Source organism: Jatrophihabitans sp. (genome assembly GCF_036388195.1).
Lineage (GTDB): Bacteria > Actinomycetota > Actinomycetes > Mycobacteriales > Jatrophihabitantaceae > Jatrophihabitans_A.
In genome coordinates, this window is record NZ_DASVSG010000096.1 from 1 (window position 1) to 4,733 (window position 4,733).

The 4,733-nt window shown below is 75.2% G+C and carries 3 protein-coding genes and 2 pseudogenes; 3 read left to right on the forward strand and 2 right to left on the reverse strand.

The features are described 5' to 3' along the window. Positions 1-145: pseudogene (locus VF612_RS10105) on the forward strand (IS481 family transposase); the annotation flags it as partial. 29 nt (positions 146-174) lie between these two features. Here VF612_RS10105 and VF612_RS10110 read toward each other — a convergent pair. Next, a pseudogene (locus VF612_RS10110) lies at positions 175-567 on the reverse strand (AMP-binding protein); the annotation flags it as partial. A 350-nt stretch (positions 568-917) separates the two neighbouring features. Here VF612_RS10110 and VF612_RS10115 point away from each other — a divergent pair. Continuing rightward, entirely contained in the window at positions 918-1,886 is a 969-nt protein-coding gene (locus VF612_RS10115; RefSeq protein WP_408659725.1) for an ABC transporter permease subunit, read from the forward strand. Next, positions 1,883-3,640 carry an ATP-binding cassette domain-containing protein gene (locus VF612_RS10120; protein ID WP_408659726.1) on the forward strand — a complete coding sequence of 586 codons (1,758 nt, stop codon included), beginning with the start codon at positions 1,883-1,885 and terminating at the stop codon, positions 3,638-3,640. Before VF612_RS10115 ends, VF612_RS10120 begins: the two co-directional genes overlap by 4 nt. A gap of 18 nt (positions 3,641-3,658) precedes the next feature. On the opposite strand, the gene VF612_RS10125 is transcribed toward VF612_RS10120, so the two are convergent. Beyond that, the coding region (locus VF612_RS10125) for a hypothetical protein (protein ID WP_408659727.1) at positions 3,659-4,733 on the reverse strand (1,075 nt) is incomplete at its 5' end.

A 4,733-nucleotide genomic window follows, 5' to 3' on the forward strand; every position in this document is an offset into this window, starting at 1 on the left:
CTCCCGCCCCTACCGCAGCGAAGCAGAACGCATCGCCGCCTTCTCGACCTGGCTACACACCTACAATCACCACCGCGGCCACACCGCCCTCGGCGGCGCGACACCAGCCAGCCGTGTCACCAACCTGTCAGGACAGAACAGGTAGTCCATGCCCTGGTAGCTGTCGGGAATGAGGCACACCTTCGCGCCGCTGCTGGTCAGGACGTGGGCCAGTTCGCGGGGGCCGAGGGTGGGCATCACGGGTGCCGGGACCGCCCCGACACGGGCACAGGCCAGGTACAGCGGGCCGAGCATCCACCAGTTCGGCAGGTGGACGGCCACCACGTCCCGGCGCTGCACGCCGAGTTCGAGCAGCGCCGCGGCGAACCTGTCCACCAGCAGCAGGTATTCCCGGTAACTGACGGTGCGGGCCGGGCGGCCGGCGGCGTAGCTGACGATAGCCGGCTTGTCCGGGTTGGCCTGAGCCGCGCGCTGCAGGTCATGCAGGACCGTCTCGCTGCGCCACTGGCCGCTGGCCCGGAATGATGCGGCCTGCTCCGGCGCGGGCCGCACCAGCGTCTCCCACATCGAAGTCTCCCCGTCGGCCGGCCCGTCCCGCCGGTGTGTCGAAGAGCAGTGTGTCGAGTACGGGGTTAATACACCATAAATGTAGGTGGTGGAGAGTGTCGGATTGGCTGTGCTGCTGGTTCGACCTGCGGGTCGGTCAACAACTGGCGGACATCGTCGTAACCGGTCACCAGCCAGACCTTGGCGGCGTTGGAAAGATCACCGGACGGGCAGGCCCAGCGGCGTGCAGCCGCTCCCGGATCTCTACAGGTGGGCCATGACATCCTGGGAAGCTCCTGCACTAGCGAGCGCACCGCTGCGTGGGATTTGTGAACTATTTGTGGCTCGGTTCACGCCTGTAGCTTGGCGCCATGGTCTCCGGCGTCCTGCTGCAGGTGGTGCTGGCCGGACTCGCGCAGGGCGCCGTCCTGGGGCTGGTGGCGCTCGGGTTCTCCCTGGTCGCCGGCGCCGCCCGGATCCTGCCGTTCGCCCACGGCGACATCGCGGTCGGCGCCGTCTTCCTCGCCGTGCTCACCACCGTCGGACGCACCCCCACCGCCGCCCGGCTGGGCCTCTGGCCCGCGATAGCGCTGGTGCTGTTGAGCGTGGCCGCCGGGGTGCTGCTCTCCGGCCTGGTCGCCGCCGCGGTGGTGCTGGCGAACCTGGACGGCGGACGCCGGCCCAGCGCGCTCGGGTGGATCGCCGGGGGCCTGGCCGCCGGGCTGCTGCTGCGCGCAGCGCTCGGGATCTTCCTTCCCCAGCAGGCCTATGCGTTGCCGGACCCGTTGCGCATCGACGCGCTGACACCCGGGGGGTTGCTGCGGCTGCCCGGCGGCAGCACGGTTGCGGTGCGCGCCGTCTGCGTCCTGGCGCTCGGGCTGGCCGTGGGCCTGCTGGTCGACGCGGCGCTGGCCCGGTCCCGGTTCGGCCTGTCGCTGCGGGCGGTGGCCGACGACCCGGTCGGCGCCGCGCTGTGCGGCGTGTCTGCCCGCCGGGTGGTGTTCGGGGCCTTCCTGGTGGCCGGCCTGCTGGCCGGGCTGGCCGGCGTGCTGACGGCGCCGGGCCGCGCGCTGGCGGTCGAGGACGGGGCCGTCCTGGGATTGCACGCCGCCGCTGCCGCGGTGCTCGGGGGAGTCGGCTCGTTGCGTGGCGCGCTGGCCGGTGGCCTGGCGGTCGGGACCGTCCAGGCGCTGGCCGGCTACGCCTTCGGCTCGGGCTTCTACGACCTGGCGCCGCTGGTGCTGCTGGTGGCGGTCCTGGCGGTACGGCCACCGGCCCGCGCGCTGTCGCTGGCTCGAACGTCCTCGGCCGCCCGAGCGCCCTCGACAGCCGTCAGGTGAGCGCCGTCGGGCTGGCCCAGTCGCTGTGGCTGCTGGTCGCGGCGCTCGGCCTGGCCCTGTCGGTGCGCTACGCCGGTGCGCCGATGCTCGGGCAGAGCGCGTTCCTGGCGGTCGGCGGCTACGGGGTGGCGCTGCTCGGCCCCGGCGGCGCCGGGCTGCCGCTGGGCATCGCGGCCGGGCTGGCGGTGTTGCTGGCCGCCGCGGGCGGCTGTCTCACCGCGCTGGGGACGGCTCGCCTGGCCGCCGGCTACTTCGCGCTGGCGACCTGGACGCTGGCCTGGCTGGTCCAGCGGGCGCTGATCGCCTTTCCCGATGTCTTCGGCGGCGCCGAGGGACTCACCCGCCCGGCGCCGGCCGAACTCCTCTCGCGCACCCTGGGCATCCGGCTGACGCTCACCGACCGGATCAACCTGGGCCTGGCTGCCGGAACCTGCCTGCTGGTGCTGGCCGCCCTGTACCGGCTCAGCCGCGGTCCGGCCGGCCTGGACCTGGCCGCCCTGCGGGAATCGCCGGAGCTGGCCAGGTCGCTGGGCATTCCGGTCGCGGCCCGGCGCCGCGCGGTGCTCACCGCCACGGCCGCTCTCGGCGGGGTCGCCGGCGCCGGATCCACCGTGCTGCTCGGGGTGATCTCGCCCGTGGACGTCAGCCCGCTGCTGTCCCTGGAGTTGTTGATGGCGGTGTTGCTGGGCGGGGCGCTGCTGGGTCGGACGCGGTTGGGCAGGACGCGGCTGGGTCGGACGCGGTTGGGCGGGGCGCTGGGCGGCGCGGCGCTGTGGTGGGGCCCGGTGCTGGGTGTCGGGCTGCTCTCGGTGCTGCCCGGCGGGCCGCTCGCCCTGCCCTGGCCGGCGGAGCTGGCCGGTGCGCCGTGGCGGGCGGTGCTGACCGCGCTGTTGCTGCTCGCGGTGATCGCGGCGCTGGGCGGGCGCTCCGTCGCAGGTCCGCCGGCCCGGCCATGGCCGCCTCCGACGGAGCAGCCCAGCCGGCCGGTCAAGACGGGGGTACGCCTGGACCTGGCCCACGCGAGCGTGTCCTACCCCGGGGTTGCCGCCCTGGACGATGTCAGCCTCACCGTGCACGGCGGGCAGGTGCACGCCCTGGTCGGCCCGAACGGCAGCGGAAAGTCCACCCTGCTCGAGGTGCTGGCCGGTGACCTCGGCGCCGGGACGGTCCGGCTCGACGGCGTGCCGCTGCGCGCCCGCTCCGCGCCGGAACGGGTGCGAGCGGGGGTGGTGCGCACGTCCCAGCGACCGATCGTGCTCGCGGAGCTCAGTCCGGTGCAGCAGGTCGCCCTGGCAGCTCGCGGCGGCGCCGCCTGGCCGCAGGCAGTGCTGCGTCAGCTGCTGGCGACCCCGCGCTCGCGGCTGCAGACGGCGCAGCTTCGAGCCACCGCCGCCGGCGCCCTGACCGCGCTCGGCCTGGGCCACCTGGCCGACCTCGACCCGGCGCGGCTGACCACCGGTGAGCGGCAGCTGCTGCAGGTGGCCCGGGCGGTGGCCACCGGAGCGCCGGTGCTGCTGTTCGACGAGCCGGCCGCCGGGATGAGCGCTGCCGAGCGCGGCGTGCTGCAACGGCTGCTGCGGGAACTGGCCGACGGCGGCGCCGCCGTCCTGATCGTCGAGCACGACCTGCGGCTGGTCGCGGCGGTGGCCGACCGGATCACCGTCCTGGACGCCGGGCGGGTGCTGGCCACCGGCGAGGCCGCCGCGGTGCGGGCGGATCCGACGGTGCGCGCGGCCCTGTTCGGGCCGGCCTGAGCAGGGGCTGCCAATCGCTCAGGACCTGCGCCACAGCACCGCGCCGGAGCCCAGCAACGTCAGCGCGCCCAGGATGGCCAGCCCGATCGGCACCGGCCGGGGGGTCAGCCGAGCGGGCCCGGCGGCCACCGGACGAGTGGTGGCCAGCGCGTAGCGGAACACGGTGCGGCCCTGGGGCTCCAGCTGCGACCCGAGGTAGGGGCTGTAGGCCGACGCCCGCGAGCCCGTCGCCGCGGCCTGCACCAGGGCGTCCAGCGCCGCACGCCGTTCGGCAGCCGGTGGGCCGGAGGCGGCCCACGCCGACCACGATGCCAACCCGCGGGGCGGGAGCAGGCTGCGCGGGTCCAGCGCCGGCGTCGCGGTCAGCTCAAGGGCTGCCTTGCCGGGCCGGCGCACCGTCAGGGAGAACCGCGCGCTGGCCTGCAGCAACGTGTCGATCCGGACCGCGTCCACCGGCCCGGCAGCGCCGGTGGCGGTCACCCGGAGCGTCCCGCGAAGCCGCAGCGGCATCAGCTGCACCGACTGACGGGTGCCGCGCGCGGTGACCTGCAGCTCGGGCGGGATGCCGGTGCGGGTGGTCGGCAGCCTGCCGGCGCCGGCGCCCCGGGCCTCGGCCAGCAGCCGGTCCAACGCCGGAGCCAGCTGGCGTGCAGCGGCGTCTGCTCCGGTCGGCAGGCTGACCTGCTGGCGGCTGAGGTTGTCCAGGGTGAGCGTCAGCACGCCGGGCTCGCGCAGCTGCCCGTCCGGGCCCACCGTGCTTCGGCGCTCGCCGGCGGCGAAGCTCAGGCTCACCGCCAGCGGCAGGTGGCTGGCCTCAAGCTCGGGGTCCAGCTCCATCCGGGCCGCGAGCTGCCGGCTGCCGGGGGAGAAACCCTGCCAGAGGACGTCGCCGAAGCTGAGTACCGGGACGTCGCCGCCCAGGGCGACCGCAGCCCTCGCCGGTCCGGCTTCGCGCACGAAGTAGTCGCCGGTCCCGGTGATCTGGATCCGTTGCTCGTCCCTGACCCGGGTCACCCGGCCGTCGCCGGACACCTCGACCTGGACCAGCTCGTCGTTGCGCAGCGGGCCGGGCGCGAGGTAACCGGGCAGCTGG

Coding starts and splice junctions, on each gene's coding strand:
- VF612_RS10115 (WP_408659725.1), top strand. CDS start 918: ATGGTCTCCGGCGTCCTGCTGCAGGTGGTGCTGGCCGGACTCGCGCAG.